13 protein-coding genes are annotated in these 14,495 nt (G+C 62.9%); 4 read left to right on the top strand and 9 right to left on the bottom strand.

What is annotated here, in order from left to right:
- Positions 1-146 precede the first annotated feature (146 nt).
- A complete protein-coding gene (locus Q0367_RS11050; RefSeq protein ID WP_298982382.1) occupies positions 147-947 on the bottom strand; it encodes an alpha/beta hydrolase in 801 nt (266 codons plus the stop codon).
- Between the two features lie 326 nt (positions 948-1,273).
- Between Q0367_RS11050 and Q0367_RS11045 the strand changes: the two genes are divergently transcribed.
- Positions 1,274-3,751 (top strand): glycogen/starch/alpha-glucan phosphorylase, encoded by a 2,478-nt coding sequence (locus tag Q0367_RS11045; protein ID WP_298982254.1) that lies wholly within the window; start codon positions 1,274-1,276, stop codon positions 3,749-3,751.
- 189 nt (positions 3,752-3,940) lie between these two features.
- Here the strand turns inward: Q0367_RS11045 and Q0367_RS11040 are convergent, their stop codons facing one another.
- From Q0367_RS11040 to Q0367_RS11010, 8 genes are all read right to left on the bottom strand, one after another.
- A complete protein-coding gene (locus Q0367_RS11040; protein WP_298982251.1) occupies positions 3,941-4,339 on the bottom strand; it encodes a type II toxin-antitoxin system VapC family toxin in 399 nt (132 codons plus the stop codon).
- Positions 4,336-4,569 carry a type II toxin-antitoxin system VapB family antitoxin gene (gene vapB / locus Q0367_RS21095; protein ID WP_363325857.1) on the bottom strand — a complete coding sequence of 78 codons (234 nt, stop codon included), beginning with the start codon at positions 4,567-4,569 and terminating at the stop codon, positions 4,336-4,338. Before vapB ends, Q0367_RS11040 begins: the two co-directional genes overlap by 4 nt.
- 102 nt (positions 4,570-4,671) lie before the next feature.
- Positions 4,672-4,803 (bottom strand): hypothetical protein, encoded by a 132-nt coding sequence (locus tag Q0367_RS11035; RefSeq protein ID WP_297635465.1) that lies wholly within the window; start codon positions 4,801-4,803, stop codon positions 4,672-4,674.
- Positions 4,803-4,991, bottom strand: coding sequence for a hypothetical protein (locus tag Q0367_RS11030; protein WP_297635462.1), 189 nt, complete (start codon positions 4,989-4,991; stop codon positions 4,803-4,805). The genes Q0367_RS11035 and Q0367_RS11030 overlap by 1 nt, the downstream gene beginning before the upstream one ends.
- On the bottom strand, positions 4,988-5,872 hold the full coding sequence (locus Q0367_RS11025) for a cytochrome c oxidase assembly protein (RefSeq protein WP_297635458.1): 885 nt from the start codon (positions 5,870-5,872) through the stop codon (positions 4,988-4,990). Before Q0367_RS11025 ends, Q0367_RS11030 begins: the two co-directional genes overlap by 4 nt.
- On the bottom strand, positions 5,869-7,656 hold the full coding sequence (locus Q0367_RS11020; RefSeq protein WP_297635455.1) for a M14 family zinc carboxypeptidase: 1,788 nt from the start codon (positions 7,654-7,656) through the stop codon (positions 5,869-5,871). Before Q0367_RS11020 ends, Q0367_RS11025 begins: the two co-directional genes overlap by 4 nt.
- 6 nt (positions 7,657-7,662) lie before the next feature.
- Positions 7,663-8,151, bottom strand: coding sequence for a hypothetical protein (locus Q0367_RS11015; protein ID WP_297635451.1), 489 nt, complete (start codon positions 8,149-8,151; stop codon positions 7,663-7,665).
- Between the two features lie 116 nt (positions 8,152-8,267).
- Positions 8,268-9,329 (bottom strand): glycosyltransferase, encoded by a 1,062-nt coding sequence (locus Q0367_RS11010; RefSeq protein ID WP_297635448.1) that lies wholly within the window; start codon positions 9,327-9,329, stop codon positions 8,268-8,270.
- 144 nt (positions 9,330-9,473) lie between these two features.
- On the opposite strand from Q0367_RS11010, the gene Q0367_RS11005 reads away from it, so the two are divergent.
- From Q0367_RS11005 to Q0367_RS10995, 3 genes are all read left to right on the top strand, one after another.
- On the top strand, positions 9,474-9,956 hold the full coding sequence (locus tag Q0367_RS11005; RefSeq protein ID WP_297635445.1) for a glyoxalase/bleomycin resistance/extradiol dioxygenase family protein: 483 nt from the start codon (positions 9,474-9,476) through the stop codon (positions 9,954-9,956).
- An 81-nt stretch (positions 9,957-10,037) separates the two neighbouring features.
- On the top strand, positions 10,038-12,902 hold the full coding sequence (locus Q0367_RS11000) for a helicase C-terminal domain-containing protein (protein ID WP_298982244.1): 2,865 nt from the start codon (positions 10,038-10,040) through the stop codon (positions 12,900-12,902).
- On the top strand, positions 12,895-14,490 hold the full coding sequence (locus Q0367_RS10995; protein ID WP_298982242.1) for a hypothetical protein: 1,596 nt from the start codon (positions 12,895-12,897) through the stop codon (positions 14,488-14,490). Before Q0367_RS11000 ends, Q0367_RS10995 begins: the two co-directional genes overlap by 8 nt.
- The last annotated feature ends 5 nt before the right edge of the window (positions 14,491-14,495 follow it).

Genomic DNA, 14,495 nt, shown 5'->3' with positions numbered 1-14,495 from the left:
TAGGTGCGGCTCCCAGCCGCACATTCTTGACAGACCCTAAGATTTTGAATGGTTCGAGCACGCGCGGCGACGAACTGCACCTACGAGGCGTCAGAATTCAAATTTCATCTGGCCGCCTCTCCGGGCGTCGATTCTCTCCTGCGCACTCACGGAGCGCCGCCGACGAAGGCCATCACCTCGCCCCACCAGCTATGCCATGGCTCGACTGGCCAGCTGTTGTGGCCGGCGTCAGGAAGCACCCAACGGCGTTTGGGGCCTGTGAGCGAAGCATAGAGGCGCTCCGAATGCTCTCGTGGAATGATCTCGTCCCGCTCCGCAATCACGACCGCGATCGGGATAGAGGCGCCTTCGAGGTTGCGCAGGCTGTCGTAGCGGTCGAGCAGAAGCCAGCGCACGGGCAGAAAGGGATAGAGGCGCTGCGCCAGCGCGGTCAGGCTGTCCCAGGGCGTCAACAGCACCAGGCCGGCGAGCGGCGCCGAGGGTTGGGCCGCCGCCGCTGCGACAACGGCGGCGCCCAGAGACTCGCCCCACAGGTAAATCGGCCCGCCAAACTCTTCGTAGGCGCGACGCAGCGTCTCCCGCGCATCGGCGACGAGCGCATCTTCGCTTGGCTCGCCCGCCCGGCCGCCGTACCCCGGATATTCGGCAAGGAGCACGCGATAGCCCAACGGCTCCAGCGCCTCGATGTAATAGCTGCGTTGCCAGGCCGCGCCGGCGTTGCCATGAAACACGATCACAACGCCGTTGCTCGCCGGCGCCAACGCATCGGAGATGAACCCTCGGTGTTCACCGCCATCCGCCGGCCAGAAGCGCAAGCCTATTCTTTCCAGCTGTGCATCGGAGGGAAGCGTCTGCAACGGAAAATACAACAGGCGGCGTTGCATCCCATAGGCGAGCAAGACGAACAGAACGTAGGCGATGGCCAAAATTAGCAAGATGCGCAACACCCCGTTCAACGCGTCCCCCTTTCTTGACAAAACCTGTCACAAGGCATATTCAATCATTGCATTATTCCGGCAAATGGACAAATGATATACTATTGACTCGCAGTCTGGCGGGATTCCCATTGTTCTGGCGTCGTGAGAGGCGTTCACGCAGCCTTTGGTGGGCTGTGTGCTGCGGCTCGTAGCCGTAGCTACGGGGATTGTGGGATGATTTCGCGTCTTGATGCAAAATCACAAGGAAGCCAGACTTCGCGTCTCTATGAATTCGTGGTAAAAATACCTGTCGGTCACGCGACAAGCTGGAATTATTGAAATGAAAGTGATGAACCATGTCTCAAACAACGACAACCGCGGCGCCTTCCGCTCTACAAGCGCCGGTCGGCGCTGAAGAGTTGCGACGGGCGGTGATGCAGCGCCTGTATAATTCGGTGGGCAAAGCGATTCAATCCGCCACCAAACATGACCTGTATTGCGCGCTCTCGCTCGCCATCCGCGATCTCCTGACAGAGCGTTGGCGCAAAACGACCGAAGCGCACTACGAAGCCAATCCCAAGTTCACCTACTATCTCTCCGCCGAGTACATGCTCGGCAAACAGCTCGGCCAGAATCTTGCGTACACCGGCTTAACCGACGTGGCCGCGCAGGTGGCGATGAGCTTTGGCGTCACCCTGGAGGAATTTCTAGAGCTGGAGCCGGAGCCGGGGCTCGGCAACGGCGGCCTCGGCCGCCTGGCGGCCTGCTTCATGGACTCGCTGGCGACGCTCGATCTGCCGGCGGTCGGCTATGGCATCCGGTACGAGTTCGGCATTTTCCGCCAGACCTTCGTCGACGGCTGGCAGGTGGAGCAACCCGACGCCTGGCTGCTCCATGGCAACCCCTGGGAGTTCATTCACTCCGACGACATGATCGAGGTCGGCTTCGGCGGCTACACCGAACACGCGCCGGACAGCAGCGGCCGACTGCGCACACGCTGGGTTCCCGGCCAGAAGGTGTTGGGCGAACCTTGCACCATGCTTGCCCCGGGCTACGGCACCAATACGGTCAATATTCTGCGGCTGTGGCGGGCGCGCGCGGCTGAAGAGTTCGACTTCCAGATGTTCGACACCGGCAACTACGTGCAGGCGGTGCAACAGAAAATTTTCTCGGAGAACATCAGCAAGGTGCTCTACCCAAACGACGGCACGCCTCAGGGCCGCGAGTTGCGCCTGCGTCAGCAATACTTCTTCGTGGCCTGTTCGCTGCGAGACATCATCCGCCGCTTCCGGCTGCGCAACCAGGACTGGAACGCTTTCCCAGACAAGGTGGCGATTCAGCTCAACGACACGCACCCGGTGATCGCCATCCCCGAATTGATGCGCATCCTCGTCGACGAAGGGGGCCTGGGATGGGATCAGGCGTGGAGCATCACCCAGCGCACCTTCGCCTACACTTGCCACACGTTGCTGCCGGAGGCGCTGGAGCGCTGGCCGGTGAGCCTGTTCGAGTATCTGTTGCCGCGGCACCTGGAGATCATCTACGAGATCAACCATCGTTTCCTGGCGCAGGTGCGCGCCCGCTTCCCCGGCGACAACGCTCGCGTGGCGCGCATGTCGTTGATCGATGAAAACGATGGCCGCCAGGTGCGCATGGCCAACCTTGCCAGCGTGGGCAGCTTCGCCATCAACGGCGTCGCCGAGCTGCAATCGCGGCTGCTGCGCGAGTACACGCTGGCCGACTTCGGCGAGATGTTCCCGGAGAAGTTCCAGAACAAGACCAACGGCGTCAGCCCGCGGCGCTTCCTGCTGCTCTCCAATCCGCGGCTGTGCAACCTGATCACCGAAGCCATCGGCGAAGGCTGGATCAACGAGCTGGACCGACTGCGCGAGCTGGAGAAATATGTGGACGACCCGGCGTTCCGTCAGCGCTGGCGGGCAATCAAGCAACAGAATAAAGCCGACCTGATTGCATTTGCGCAACGCAGCACGGGGGTGGCGCTCGACTCCGCAGCCATGATGGACGCCATGGTCAAGCGCCTGCACGAATACAAACGACAACTGCTCAAGCTGCTCCACATCGTGACGCTCTATCAGCGGCTGCAAGACAACCCCAACCTCGACATCGTGCCGCGCACCTTCCTGTTCGGCGCCAAGTCCGCCTCCGGCTACGCCACCGCCAAGCTGATCATCAAGTTGATCAACAGCGTGGCCGAGGTCGTCAACAACGATCCCGTCGTGCGCGACCGCCTGAAAGTGGTCTTCCCGGCTAATTTCAACGTGACGATGGGGCAGATCATCTATCCGGGCGCCGAATTGTCGGAGCAGATCTCGCTGGCGGGCAAGGAAGCTTCCGGCACGGGCAACATGAAGTTCGCCCTCAACGGCGCGCTCACCATCGGCACACTCGACGGGGCCAACATCGAAATTCGCGAGCTGGTCGGCCCGGAGAATTTCTTCCTCTTCGGCCTCAACGCCCAGGAGGTGATGGAGCTCAAGGCGCGCGGCTATCGTCCGTATGACTGGTACGCGAGCAATCCGGCGTTGAAGCGCGCCGTCGATGCGATCGCCTCCGGCGTCTTCTCGCGCGGGGACGCCTCGCTCTTCCGCCCGTTGGTCGAGTCGCTGCTGAGCCGGGATGAGTATCTAGTCTTCGCCGACTACCAGGCGTACATCGATTGCCAGGAGCGCGTGTCGCAGGCTTATCTCGACCAGGAATCCTGGACGCGCATGTCGATCCTCAACACGGCGCGCACGGGATACTTCTCCTCCGATCGCACGATCCGAGAGTACGCGCAAGACATCTGGAGGTTAAAACCGGTGAAGGTGGAGTAGGGCGCGTCGTGCGCACCGGGTCAGGCTTCAAAAGGCGGCGACGGTGGGTGCGGCTCCCGGCCGCCACGTGTTCGATGGGCCTTTGGAGGCGCAGCTCATAGCTACGCCTCCAAAGGCCAGAATTGTCTGTGAAGTTCCATCCTGCTTTCTGTAAGCTTGCGTTCTACGAGCCGGTGAAAGAAATGCTTGTTACAACCAGCTTTCGACGCGCAGCTCCGGCACGCGACGAAACTCTGCAATGTTGTGGGTGACCAGGGTGGCGCCCAGGCCCAGCGCCTGCGCCGCGATCAGGGTGTCCAGGGGTCCAATCGGCGTCCCCATGCTCTCCAGATATGCACGAACGCGACCGTACGCCTTCGCCGCCTGATAGTCGAAATCCACTAAAGCGAGCGGCAGCAAGAACAACGTCAACGCCTCAGCGTTCTGCTCAGGTCGACTGCTCCGCCATACGCCGTACTCCAGCTCGGCGACCGTGATGGTCGAAACGCCAACCTCGCCCACCGATAACGATGTGAGCTTACGCAACAGCCCTTCTGGCCGGTGGCGGATCAAGTGGATGCAAATGTCTGTATCAAGGAGGAACCTCATGAGAACGGCGTTGCTCGCTCCTCAACAACCCCTTGGGGTCGGGTCGCCATAAAATCATCTGAAAAACGGTTTAGACTGTCAAGCAACGAACGCCAGGGATCGCTGAAGGGCAACAAGATTACAGCATTGCCCAGGCGTTTGATATACACTCGATCCCCGTCGAATCGATACTCCTTAGGCAGACGGACAGCTTGACTGTTGCCGCTGTAGAATAGCCTGGCGGTCTCCATTTTGAGCTCCTGTAGTATATATGCCAGCATATATACTACAGGAGCTTTCTTAATCTGTCAAATGCAGACGCTCCATCGCTTGAAGCGCAATCGAAGAACTCCCTACCCCACTCTGGCGCGCGTTTCGGGGCTAAAGCCTGCGAACCCTTCGTCGGTGATCAGGTTGTAGCGGCGCCAGAACAGCAGGATCATCAGAGCGTTCGAGCGACTCCAGCGGTCAAAACAGTCGGCCATCACCCGATCCTGCTCGCGGATATAACGATCAGGTCCAGATAGACGCGATGATGTTCGCCTTCCGCTGCGCCGGCGATCATCGCCTGCGCCTCCTCGAGGATGCGTCGGCTCAGCCGCTCCAACGCCAGCGGTTGGAGCCGAGAAAGATGTTTCCAGTCCTGTTCAGGGAATGGGATGTGCGCTCTCATTTTTTCACCCGATGCTCCAGTCCCGGCATGATCATCTTCTCGTCTGCGTCCCAATCGGGCCAGGGGTCGGCGCGGTTCATGCCGTGGCGCTCGAAAAGCCGATTGAGAATAAGCACGATGCTGGAAAGAAAGACGGCGCTTCCGCCGACCCAAAGCAGCCCGCCCCCTAAGGATTGGTCGTCGGCGATGGTGAGCATGAGAAGACGATCGGGACGATTCGAGGCCGCTGCGTAGTGAGGATAGACCGGCTCTGTGGAAAAAGCCAGCGGCACGGCGACCGACATGTTCACCAGCTCCAGCAAGACGATGGCGAGCGCAGCCAGCCAGGGGGAAAGCTCCCAATGCAGGCGTGGGCCTGTGCCGATCAGATGCCACCAGGTCAGCATGGCGCCGACGCCTAGCGCCAGCAATGAGGCGGTGTGGAGCAGGTCGTCGCGCAACAGCCAGCTCGCAACGCGCGCATCGTACCAGCTGGCGAACAGCGCAATGAACAAGAAAAAGATAATCCAGGGCCGCGTGAGGCTGTGCACGGCGCGGCGCAGCAGGCTGCGGCTGCGCATCCAGCGAACGACGGCTTTGCGCATAGAGGTCGGCAGCCCCCACAGCGCAACGTCAAACGCGCAACTGATAAAAAACGCCGGGATGGCGAAGAGGCAGAGCAGCACATATTGCCCTGTGCGCACAAAGAAATATTCGCGATTGAGCCAGTTGAGCGGCGAAAGAAAGACCAGCGCCGTCGTCGTCACGGCGAAGACAAAGACCAGCAGCCGCGGCGCGCTCGCAAAGCGCACCTTGCGCTGACGCAGCCGCACCCAGCCGCGCAGATAGAAGAACGCAACGGCAATCAACAGCAGCCCGAGCAAAAACGTCAGAACATTCATCGCGTCACCATCGGGAAGAAATACCGTCGCTCCTCCGCCACCGGCGCATCATCGACATCGAGAAAGATGGCCGTCGGGACGCCCCACACGCCGTCGGCGTCCTGGGCTTCGACGAAGAGCAGATGGCGCCCCGGCGCCCACCCCGTCGTGTCAATGCGTGCAAAGGCCGTCTCCACCGAAGCTGTAAAAACGCCGGTGGTCGAGGTCATCGGGTGGGCGACGACGTCGGTGATCCAGCTCGGCGCGTTCAGCGTATAGCGCATCGCCTGAATCGGCTGCACCGGCTCCTCGCCGTAGCCGCCGGAATAGTAGCGCGTATCGTCGGCGGTGGCGGTCAGCGTGACGACCGCGCCGGCTGCAACGGGCGCCGTGACGGAGAGCGTGACGCTGATCACCTCCGGACCGGCGGGCGCAACGTAGGGGCGGACGGCGGCTTTGGCCGCGTAGGTCAGACTGGACAGCGTGGGCGTGAGGATCGAGGACTCGAACATATCGCACGACTCGAAGAAGGCCCAGCCCAGCTCGAAGGTGAAGGCGGCTACGCCAAGCTCGCCGTAGGCGAAGTCGTCGGTTGTGCCGTCGGTCATGTAGATGCAGCCCGGAGAGCCGGACTGGCAGGCGGGGTAGCCTGTGTAATAGCCGAATTTGCGCGCCAGCGTCTGCAACGCCGCCCCGTTCGGCGCCGGCGTCGACTTCCAGCCCCATGGGAAGAGAATTTTGGGGAAGAAGCTGTGCAGCGAGATCATCAGCCCCGATGCATCTTCAGGCGCAGGGTCGTCGTCTTCAGGGCCGCGCACATCGGCGAAGATCGAGCGCATGTAGCTCTCCAGCGCCTGCGTCTCCGGCTCCGAGGCGGGGGCGACGCCGCGATAGAGCACAGAGCAAGGGTCGGCGCTGGAGCAGTTTGAGCCGGTGCACTGCGCCCACTTGAAGCTGCTGTTGCGGTTGAGGTCGACGCCATAATGGGCAGCAAAGCCATTGTGAGGCCCACTCTCATGCGGACAGAAATTGTTGTTTGTGTTCTTGCGCCACAGCAACCCTGTCTCCGCCTTCTTGCGTCCATCGGGATTGGTCTGGGGCGCCACGTGGATTTCGGTGTAGTCGAGCAGCCAGGTGGCGTCGGGGTCCTCCCCGTATGCGTGCACGAGCTGCTCGGCGAAGCGCAGGGCCGCCTCCGCCGTCGTGTATTCGCGAGCGTGGATGGCGCCCATCAAAAAGAAGATGGGCTTGGGGCCCGGCCTTTCCTGGTTGGTGAGCGCCAGCCCGCGCAGTTCATAGCCCTCTGCGCCTGCGCTCTGCGCGTAGCGCCAGCTCTCGCCCAGTTTGACCTCGCGCACGAGCGTGGGGAAGGCGGCGGCGAGCTGCGCCATGTCGGCGTGCGTCTCCTCGACCGTGCGGTAGCAGGGAAAGCCGGGGATGCCGCTTTCGTTGGCCGCGCTGCTCACAGCGGCGATGGACGCATAGAGGTCCCGCGTCGTCTGCTCGTCCACCGTGACCTCACGCCCCTGCGCCTGCAGCCAAAGCAATTGTTCGCGCGTCAGCCACGCCATCGCCCGCTGCGCCGCATGATCGACGCGCCAGACGTCGTAATGGGCGACCAACCATTGCAGATCGGCCTGATCGGCGAAGGAGATGGATGCGACGACGCCTTCTGGCGGCGCGTCGGGGGTCGGCGGCGCCGGCGGATCGTTGCCGGCTTCCACATTGGCTTCGACGATTCTGGGCGGCGTAATGGCGAGGATCAAGGTCAATGCGACCACCCACGCCCAACGGACTAGAGCCATGTCGTTTTATCGTCCAAACCCAAAATCCACTGCGCTAAAGAAAAGTGGAATCATGAGCACGCCGCCGAGGAGAATCACGGCGATTTCGATGTAGACCCATCCTTGCGCCGCACGCAGCCACTGTCGCCGCCAGTCGCCCGGTGCGCGATGTTTCGCCCGGTAGAGGTAACGCACCAAATACATCTCCTGTTCGCTCACCGGCTCCAGCGGCTGCACATCCCAGCCGGCGTGCTGAAAGAGCCTTGGCGCAGAGGTCACCAGCCGATGCGCCAGCCAGCCGAAGGGCAGCACGACGATAAACAAAAAGACGAGTGCGCCGATCAACGCGTCGAGCCAGTACCAGGGGATGGGGCTGAGAAACGCAAAAATGTCCACCCACGCCCAGAGAATGAACAGCAACAGCGGCGACGCCAGCAGCCACATTCCCAGCGCGCCAGGCGTCGCTTCGATCAGATCGGCGGGCACTTCTCGGCGTTCAATGTTTGCAGCGCTCAATCGTTCACCTCAGGAAGTGGTGCGTGTTGCGTGGTGCGTAAGCCATTACGAACCTGGGCCATTACGAACCCTCGAATCCAGAACACGAAACACGCATCACGCAGCATAGCTACAATCTACCTCACTTTGTCCAAATTTCCCGTTATCCGCCTCACCTTTTCCAGATCGCGTTTCCAATCCGGAATCTCGCGGCGATGGCGCCAACGCCAGAGCAGACCGACGGGATAGCCGGTCATTTTGGCCAGGTCGCCGGTCAGGCGAATCACCGGCACAAGCGCAGCCGCCGCCATCCATTCCATCGGGTGGAGCGAAGCGCCGAGCACGCGCAGCCGCTGCCACGGGCGTCGGCAATAGAGAAAGACGCCGGCCAGCAACCCCAACCACCCTAGCGGGCGGGCGAAGAAGCCCCAAAAGGCATGGCCGAGCAAGAGCGGCAGCATTACAAAGTACGTAGCATAGCGGATGGCGTGACGCTTGCGCCAGAGATCGGCCTTGCCGTCTCCCCGTGCATAACGATAATACTGGGTCCAAAATTGACGCAGCGACTCGCGCGGGCGAAAATGCACCAGCGCCTCCGGCGCCCAAACAAAGGCGGTCGGGCGATCTGGCTTCTGGGCGTTGATGGCGAAGTCGAAGAGCAAATCCTCGCAGTAATCCAACCATTCCGGATAGCCGCCCGCGCGCGCCCACGCCTCTTTGGTGAAGGCGACGGAGCGGCTGCTGGGCAGGAAGCGATCGGGGTCGATGTCGTCGCGCAGCGGCAGGACGGTGGCGGCCATAGCGATCTGGAAAACGCCCTCTGCGTCCGGCGCAAAGAAACCGGCGACCGCCAGCGTCTCCGGCTCGCGCGTCCAGGGGTCGACGAGCTTTTCCAGCCAGGTCGGCTCCAGGCGCACGCCGGCGTCGGTGGCGGCGATGATCGGGCCCTGCGCAGCGGCGATGGCCAGGTTGCGCCCACGGCTGATGTTGGCGCCGGGCGCTTCGATCACGCGCACGTTGGGCAGACGATCGCGATGTCGGTTCAGGAAAGCGCGTATCGCCTCCACCGTGCCATCGGTGCTGCCGCCGTCGCAGAGGACGACTTCATCGGGGCGTCGCGTCTGATTGGCCAGAGACTCAAGCAGCCGTTCGATGCTTTTCCGCTCGTTGTAGACGGTGGCGATCACGGATACGTTCATGCGCGCCATTGTGCCGCAGAACCGACGCAATTGGCAATCACAAAATAGCAGCAGTGGAAATTTACAATTTCCCAGGATGCAAGTTTTTTCATAAGATAACCGTGTACGAAACCGCCAGCTTTGATGCAGTAAGGAAGGAAGCGAATGGGAAAGAAATTGCGCCAGGGCGATCCCTGGATGCCCGGATATCGATACGCTGCGTTGATGCCGCCGCTTGCGCTGAATCTCCTGGTGCGCGACGTGGAACAGTCGGTGCGCTTTTATCAGGAGGTGTTTCTTGCGGAGGTGCATTATTATGACGTCGACTTCGCCGCCTTGCGCGTGGGGCCGGCGGAGATCATGTTGCACGCCGACCATACGCACGAAGAGCATCCCTGGCACCCCGAATTAATTGCGGGGGTGAAGCGCGGCATTGGTTTGCAGGTGCGCATTTTAGGGATGGACCCGGACGCCGTTGAGCAGCGCGCTCGAGCCTACGGCGCCGTGGTGGCCGCGCCGGCCACGGACAAGGGACACGGTTGGCGCGAAACCTATGTGCGCGATCCGGACGGCTACGAATGGGCGGTCGGAGTGCTGATCCCTCCGGCTAAAGGTCCTCTGCGCCCCACGCCAAGTGCAAAAACGTAAGCGCAACGAACGACTCCGTCATCTTCCCGTTCGAGCTGCGCCGAAGATTCTGCGAAATGCTTGAAAGGATATCCTATCTCTATGCCCGCGCGCGTTTACGTCGCGCTTGACCTGGAAACCACCGGCCTGGACGCCAATCAGGACGCCATCATCGAGATCGGCGCAGTCAAGTTCACGACCGAACGCGTGCTCGAACGCTTCGCCACGCTCGTGAATCCCCGACGCCCGATTCCGCCGCGCATCACCCAAATCACCGGCATCCGCAATGAGGACGTGGCGCATGCGCCGACGCTCGACCGCGTGTTGCCGGAGCTGCGCGCCTTCGTCGATGCAGATGTATACGCGGTGGTGGCGCACAACACCGGCTTCGACCTCGGTTTTTTGACGGCGGCCGGCCTGCGCTTTCAGCGCCCCGCCTATGATACGGTGGAGCTGGCGCAGATCCTTATGCCGGGCGAGGCCAGCTATAACCTGGGCGAGCTTTGTCTGCGGTTGGACATCCCGCTGAGCGACGCCCATCGCGCGGCGGGCGACGCCGAAGCGACGGCGCAGCTCTTCTGCACGCTGCACCGTCGCCTGCTGCAGTTGCCGCCGACCATTCTACGCCTGATCGCCCAAAGCAGCGAGGAGAGCGCATGGGCGCTCGCCACGCTTTTCGCCGACGTCGCCGCAGAGGCCGAAGCTGAAGAAGGGGCGCGACCGAGACAAGCGCTCGCCGTTAGGCCCGAGGCGCCCACGTTTCACTTCGCCCTTTCTGAAGGGTGTGCTCTTGCATTGAATCGTCCTGAAGATGACGACAACGCCATCGCCATCTCGCCGCACCTGGTTGGTCAGATCTTCGCCGAGAACGGTCCGCTGCATCGGCTGCTGGGCGATCGCTTCGAGCCTCGCGCCGGTCAGGCGGCGATGGCGATGCAGGTCGCCGAAGCCTTCAACCAGGGCGATCATCTGCTGATCGAGGCGGGCACAGGCACCGGCAAAAGTCTCGCCTATCTGCTGCCCGCCGCGCTGTGGGCGGTCGCCAACGACAGCCGCGTCGTCGTCGCCACAAACACGATCAACCTGCAAGAGCAGCTCCTGGAAAAAGACCTGCCGCAGACCGCTGCGCTGCTGGCAGAGCTGGGGCTGCCGCCGCTGCGCAGCGCCCTGCTCAAGGGACGCGAACATTATTTGTGCACGCGACGCTTCCACGAGTGGCGCACCAGCCACCGCCTCTCGCCCACCGAATTGACGGTGCTGGCGAAGGTGCTCGCATGGCTGCCCTTCACGCAGACGGGCGATGATGCAGAGCTCACCCTGGCGACCGCCGCCGAGCGCGCCATCTGGAAGCGCATCTGCTCCGACGCAGGCGCGTGCAGCTTCGAGCGGTGCAATCGCCCCTCGCACGGCGCGTGGCTGGGTCTGCCGGACGTCGATTTTTATCTGGAAGCGCGACGCCGCAGCGACTGCGCCCATATCATCGTCGTCAACCATGCGTTGCTGCTGGCCGATCTCGCCACCGAAGGGCGCATCCTTCCGCCCTACACCCATCTCGTTGTGGATGAAACCCATCGGCTGGAGGAGGCGGCGACCGACCAGTTCACCTATCGCATCGCGTGGCCGGAGGTGCGCTACGCGCTGCAGCAGGTGATGCAGGGAGGCGAGTTGTTGGAGGCCGTGCAGCGGCTGGCGACTGAACGCCGACACGAGGCTGTGCTGGCGCAGCTCCCCGCCGTCGCGGCGTCGGCGCAAGCTGTCGAACAGCGCTTGAACGAGTGCGTCTCGACGCTGGCTGCGTTTGCCCGCATGCATAACCAGGTGCGCAGCGACGCAGGCTACACGCAGCGCCTGGCCCTGGATGGCCGCACGCGCAGCCAGCCGATGTGGAGCCGGGTCGAGATCGAATGCGACAGTCTGATTCAGGCGCTGCGCAGGCTGGTCAACGCGCTGGCCACAGTCGCCGACTTGTTGGACGCCGCCCACTGGCGACAGAGCGAAGGCGCCTATCAACGCTGCGCCGATTGGCGCAACCTCACCGAAATGCTGGGTGAACTGGTCAGGCGGCTCGACGAGCTGGTGCTCGCTCCCCGCGGCGGGGACGCCAACCTGGTCGCCTGGCTCGAGGTGAGTCCAGAGGAGAAGGACGACATCGTCATCGCCGCTGCACCTCGCACCGTCAACGCCGTCATCGAGAAGGGCCTGGTGCATCGCTGCAAAAGCATCGTTTTCACCGGCGCCACGCTGCGCATCGGCGCCAACTTTGCCTACCTGCGCGATCGCCTGGGGCTGTGGGACGTTAAAGTCGCCACCGTCGATAGCCCCTTCGACTATCGACGCAACGTGCTGCTCTATTTGCCCACCGATATGCCGCCGCCCGATGACGCCCGCTATCAGAGCATGGTCGAGCAGGCGGTGATGACGGCGGCGATCGCCTGCCGCGGCCGCACGCTTGCGCTCTTCACCAGCCATCAACAGGTGCGCGCCACGGCGGAGGCGATCCGCCCTGCGTTGGAGCGGCTGGGGATCGCCGTGCTCCAACATGGGCAAGGGAGCCGCAGCCGGCTGCTGCGCGAATTTCGCGCAGCCGAGCAAGCCGTTTTGTTGGGCACGCGCAGTTTTTGGGAGGGCGTCGACTTGCCCGGCGACGAGGTGCGCTGTTTGCTGATCGCCCGGCTGCCCTTCGCCGTCCCCGGCGACCCGATGGTGGCTGCGCGCAGCGCCGACTTTGAGGATTCCTTCAATGAGTACATGGTGCCGGACGCCGTGCTGCGTTTCCGCCAGGGTTTTGGTCGACTGATCCGCCGCGCCGGCGACCGCGGCGTCGTCGTGCTGCTGGACAGTCGCATCTGGCGCAAAGCGTACGGACAGGCCTTTCTCGACTCGTTGCCGGAGTGCACGTTGCGACGCGCGCCGCTCTCGAATCTGGCGGCGGCCATCGAAACGTGGTTCAATCTAGCGTATGAGTGATTTGAGTGCGCCGGCGCCGAACCAAGAGGCGCCGGCTCCGCCGGAAATCTCTTCAGGCAGGCTGCCTCAACGCAGCGATCAGACCATTGCCTCGATGGAAGGGGCGCGCCGCCTGGCCGCAGGCTGGCCGGACGTCCTCTGGCAAGCGTTGATCGACCCGCGCGCCCTGGCGGCGTTCGGAGCGCTGTTGACAGCGTTTGCACTGTTTGGCGTCCTGCTGCCGCAGCTGCCCGGTCAGCTGCGCAACGAGGCGCTCGCCGCCGACCGCTGGCTGACGGCGACGGCGGAAGGCTATGGCGCGCTGGGCGGGCTGTTGCGCAGCCTGGGCGCGTTTGATGTTTTGCGTAGCCCGGTGTTTCGATTTTTGCTTTGGGCGACGCTCTTTCTGTCGTTCATGCAGGTCGCCCATCTGGCCTCGACGGTGTTCTTATTTCATCGTCTGTCGAACGCCCTTGAAGACGTCGGACGCCCTTGCGGCGAAGCGGCGCCGGTCGTTCTGTCCGAACGCATCTTTCGCTGGCGCGGAACGGCGTCGGCGCCGACGCTCGCCATCGCAACGCTGTGCGAAGCGCAGATGCAGCAGTGGGCGGAGCGTATTGAACGGCGCACAGTGCGCACTTCTTTGTCTGCCTTGCAGGCGGAGGCGTTTGCATCCGGCGGCGTTGAACCTTCTCAGGAGGTTCAAGAAGAGCGAGTGCTGGGCGTGCGCGGACAACTGGAAAGCGCGCTCCGACCCTTGCTCCCTGCCGGCATGGCGCTGGCGTTGGCATTGGTGGGTTGGCACAGCGTCGCTGGCTTCTCTTTTCTTCCCCCAGCCTTGTCGCCTGGCGAGCGCGCTTCGGACGCCACGCTCGGCGTCACGGTCGAGTACCGGCTTCTATATCCTGAATCCGGGGTGGTGGCCCCAGCGTTGCAGGTGAGTAAAGGGGAAACGCAGCGCACTCTGCCGCTTGCGCCTGGGGAGGTCAGATTCAACGACGTGATCGTAAATGTCCGACCCGGCGCGCCGGCGCTGCTCGTGCGCACTTTGGACGAGGCTCCCCTGCTGGCGCGTCCAGGCCAGGCGTTTGGCGTCAACGAGGTGGGGTTGGGCTTTCCGCATCCAGGCGGCGAGCAGGCGCTGGTGGCGCCCCGTTACGGCGTGGGCATGCGCATCGTTCGTCAGGACAGTGGGGCGACGGGCGTCGAGTTCCTCGTCGAAGTGTTCCAAGGCGAGGATGAAACGCCGACGCAGCGTTTCACGGTCGCCGAGAGCCGGGTTGTCGCCATTGAGACGACAGAGCGGCCGGTTCCGCTTGCGTTCGTCCCTATTGCCATGTTTCAGGTGCATGCGTATACGGCGCCGCACCTCTGGCTGTTGCTCCCTGCCCTGTTGTTGATGCTCGCAGGCGCCTATGGCTTTCGGCGCAGCGCAGCCTTCGCACTGGTTCAGGCAGGCCCCTGGCCGGTGGAGCGCAGCGTCGTCGTGTTGCAAAGCAATCGGCTGGCGCTCCTGGCTGCGTTGCGAGAACGGCTCGACCAGATGAGCGAAGCTGGAAAAGAGCGGGAGAGGGTGAGAGCGGGAGAAGGTGAGAGCGGGAGAAGGTGAGAGCG

The sequence above is a fragment of the uncultured Caldilinea sp. genome, assembly GCF_937128415.1.
Lineage (GTDB): Bacteria > Chloroflexota > Anaerolineae > Caldilineales > Caldilineaceae > Caldilinea.
This window is presented reverse-complemented; position numbering and strand designations above follow the sequence as displayed.